Here is a 3,670-nt window from a genome sequence, read left to right as displayed (position 1 = left end):
TAACAGCTCGTGGGTTTGATTGTAGCCACGTTCACGCAAACGTTGTTTGCTTAGTGGCAAAGGGATAATGGCGTCATATTCGCCATGGCTGGCAATAATATCCATGTATTTATCATAAAGCCGATGCGCAAAGAAATCGCCAATGCATAGTTGGTGATCAAACTTAAAAAGTTTAATTAGTTGAGCGCAACTGCCAGAATAATCATACAAAGTGTACGCATTGGAAAATAGAGGTGCATGACTCAAACAAGCGCCACAAAAATTCAAATCAGAGTTTAAAGGTGTCGCGCATGAGCGACAACGATGGTCACTAACTACAAAGCTTTGCTCACAGGTATGACAGACGCAAAATTGCGCTTGCTCAGTGCAAAGCGCACAAGCTTGTTTTGGTATTAACCCCGTGTAAACACCCATGTTTTAGCGTCTGATAATTCTTCTTTGAATTGATAATCTTCCCAATTAAATGCTTTTAAATCTTGCGGATTTTGAATGCGATTTTTAATCATGTATTGCACCATTAATCCACGGGCTCGCTTGGCATATATGCCAATAATTTTATATTTATCACCTTTAAATTCCTTAAAAGCAATATTGATAATTTTAGCGTTTAAGGAATTTTGATCAATACCTTTAAAATACTCATTAGACGCTAGATTGATAATAACTTCTGACTCATCTTCATTAAGTACTTTCGAGATTTTATCACCCCAGAATTCATACAGATTCTTGCCTTTAGGATTCTCCAGTTTGGTACCCATTTCCAATCGATAAGGCATGATTAAATCTAGTGGTCGAATCACGCCATACAAGCCTGACAACATGCGTAAATTATCTTGCGCAAAGGCTAGATCTTTTTTGCTTAAATTGGGCGCATCAATACCGTTATAAACATCACCCTTAAAGGCTAATAACGCTTGTTTGGCATTGTCGAAATTAAACGGAATAGAAAAATTTTGAAATCGATCATAATTTAATTTCGCTAGTTTTTCACTAATTGACATCAGCTTAGACAGCTCTTCCTGGTTCTTATTTTTTAAGATATCAACCAAAGAGACAGATTCATCTAATTGACGAGCTGTGGAATGATCACGTATATCAGGCGTAGAAAAATCCTGGGTTTTGGAAGGAGAAATAACCGCTAACATGGTGGCCTAAATTACTTAAAAAATATGTCAATATTCTACCTTATTAACACGATGAAAGTCACTCGGACACTGGGGGATTTCAACTTATTAAGCTGAACGTTTTAGGATATAATTGATGGAATTTTTCGATTTATATTTTGTAGATTTTTAACTATGCAAAACAAACTATTACACCTACCAAAAGCACACGGTCTTTACTCACCTACTAACGAGAAAGAAAATTGTGGCGTTGGTTTTATTGCCCATGTAAAGGGTCAGCCGTCTCATCAAATTACACTTGACGCTTTAGAAATGTTAAGCCGCATGGATCACCGTGGTGGTTGTGGTTGTGAAGCCAATACAGGCGATGGTGCTGGTATTTTGACCAATATCCCGCATGACTTCTTTGCAGCTGAGATTAAGTCTCAATTTAATGTAGCAGTAGCTCAAGGCGAATATGCCGTTGGTAACGTATTCTTCCCACAAGATGACACACAGCGCGTTCATTGTATGGCTCTGATGGAGCAAGCTGTTGCTGAAGAAGGTCAAACTTTTATTGGCTGGCGAGATGTGCCAGTTGATACGCAAAAAGCCGACGTAGGTGACATTGCAAGAGAGTCTCAGCCTGTGATTAAACAACTGATTGTTGAAAAAGCTATCAATATTGACACGCAAGCATTCGAGCGTGCCTTATTTGTGATTAGAAAACAAACGGCTCACACCATTCGCACGGATGAATCTTTATCTGAAGCCATGTTGTTTTATGTATGTAGTTTATCAACCACCATTATCATCTACAAAGGTATGTTGATGGGCTCTCAAGTGCTTGATTTTTATTCAGATTTATCCAATCCTGACTACACCACTTACCTGGCTATGGTGCATTCTAGATTCTCAACTAACACTTTCCCATCATGGGACAGAGCGCAGCCATGTCGTTACATGTCGCACAATGGTGAAATTAATACACGCCAGGGTAACTTTAACTGGATGCGTGCACGTGAAGGTGCACTAGAAAGCGAGCTATTTGCCAACAATCTAGAAAAAACACTGCCTGTAATTGAAACTGAAGTGTCTGATTCGGGTAGTTTTGATAACGTATTAGAATTTTTGATGATGAACGGTCGTTCATTACAAGAAGCAGTATTAATGATGGTGCCTGAAGCTTGGCAAAACGACACCAACATGAGTGATGAGAAAAAAGCCTTTTATGAATATTTCTCAAACATGATGGAGCCATGGGATGGCCCAGCTTCCATTGCCTTTACTGATGGACATCAAATTGGTGCCGTATTAGATCGTAACGGCCTGCGCCCTTCTCGCTACTACTTGACGCATGATGATCGTGTGATTATGGCCTCTGAAGTTGGCGTGGTTGATGTGGCAACAGACAATGTCAAAACCAAAGGCAGATTGCGTCCAGGAAAAATGTTCTTGGTTGACTTTGATAAAGGTGAATTAATAGATGACGAGGCCATTAAAGCCGATTTTGCAGCAAAGAACCCGTACCAAGAGTGGCTAAACGATCAACAAATTCACTTGTCAGAGATTGGCTGTGAATCAGAAGCGCATGGCTTTCACCCAGAGTCACTAATTCACCGTTTAAAAGCCTTTGGCTACAGTACGGAAACATTGCAATTTATGCTACTGCCACTGGTTAATGAACTGCGTGATCCAGTAGGTTCAATGGGTAACGATTCAGCGTTAGCTTGTTTGTCGGACCAATCTCGAATTATTTATGATTACTTTAAGCAATTATTCGCTCAAGTAACTAACCCAGCTATTGACTCCATTCGTGAAGAAGTGGTTATGTCTTTGCGTTGCTCAATTGGCCCTGAAGGCAATCTATTGGCCAACAACCCTGAAAATGCCCATCGTTTAGTCATTGATCATCCAATTTTAACCAATGAAGAAACAGCTGCACTAAGACACTGTAATCATCGCGGTTGGACCAGCAAAACCATTGACATCACTTACGATATTAACGATGGTAAGAAAGTCTCAGAATTGCTCGATGACATTTGCACGCAAGGCTCACAAGCTATTAAAGATGGCCATAGCTTAATTATCTTATCAGATCGAAATATTGGCACCAATCGTGTTGCTGTTTCAAGCCTACTCGCCTCTTCGGCGCTACATCGCTACTTAGTGGCCAGCTCCGAAAGAACACAAGTTGGTATTGTGGTTGAAACAGGTGAGGCACGTGAAGTGCATCATTTCTGCCTAATGACTGGTTTTGGCGCAGATGCCATCAACCCATACCTAGCCTTTGAAGCGCTATGGCAAGCGCGTCGTGATGAAATGATCGATATTGAAAGTGATGAAGCCATTATTGCCGCTTACCGCAAAGGTGTTGCTAAAGGCATGCTTAAAGTCATGGCCAAAATGGGCATTTCCACATTAGAATCATACAAAGGTGCACAAATCTTTGAAGCGGTTGGCCTTGCGCCAGAAGTAATGGAGAAATGTTTCTTCGAAACAGCTTCACGCATTAATGGTGTTAATTTTGACATTCTTCAGGCAGAAGGTGAAAAGCGCCATCAACA

3 protein-coding genes are annotated in these 3,670 nt (G+C 40.5%); 1 reads left to right on the top strand and 2 read right to left on the bottom strand.

The annotated features are described in order from the left end of the window. Together PSN35_RS06545 and yaaA are read right to left on the bottom strand one after the other, a co-directional pair. Positions 1–414, bottom strand: a 414-nt coding sequence (locus PSN35_RS06545; protein WP_367183403.1) for a ComF family protein, incomplete at its 3' end; no start/stop codon positions are given. Continuing rightward, positions 393–1,145 (bottom strand): peroxide stress protein YaaA, encoded by a 753-nt coding sequence (gene yaaA / locus PSN35_RS06540; protein WP_300031134.1) that lies wholly within the window; start codon positions 1,143–1,145, stop codon positions 393–395. The genes PSN35_RS06545 and yaaA, both read right to left, overlap by 22 nt. A 153-nt stretch (positions 1,146–1,298) precedes the next feature. Here yaaA and PSN35_RS06535 point away from each other — a divergent pair. Beyond that, on the top strand, positions 1,299–3,670 hold a 2,372-nt coding region (locus PSN35_RS06535; RefSeq protein ID WP_300031131.1), incomplete at its 3' end, for a glutamate synthase central domain-containing protein.

The sequence above is a fragment of the Candidatus Thioglobus sp. genome (genome assembly GCF_028599055.1).
GTDB lineage: Bacteria > Pseudomonadota > Gammaproteobacteria > PS1 > Pseudothioglobaceae > Thioglobus_A.
This window is presented reverse-complemented; position numbering and strand designations above follow the sequence as displayed.

What these genes read in the sequence shown, in the direction of transcription:
- yaaA (WP_300031134.1), bottom strand. Translation starts at nt 1,145, where the DNA reads ATGTTAGCGGTTATTTCTCCTTCCAAAACCCAGGATTTTTCTACGCCT.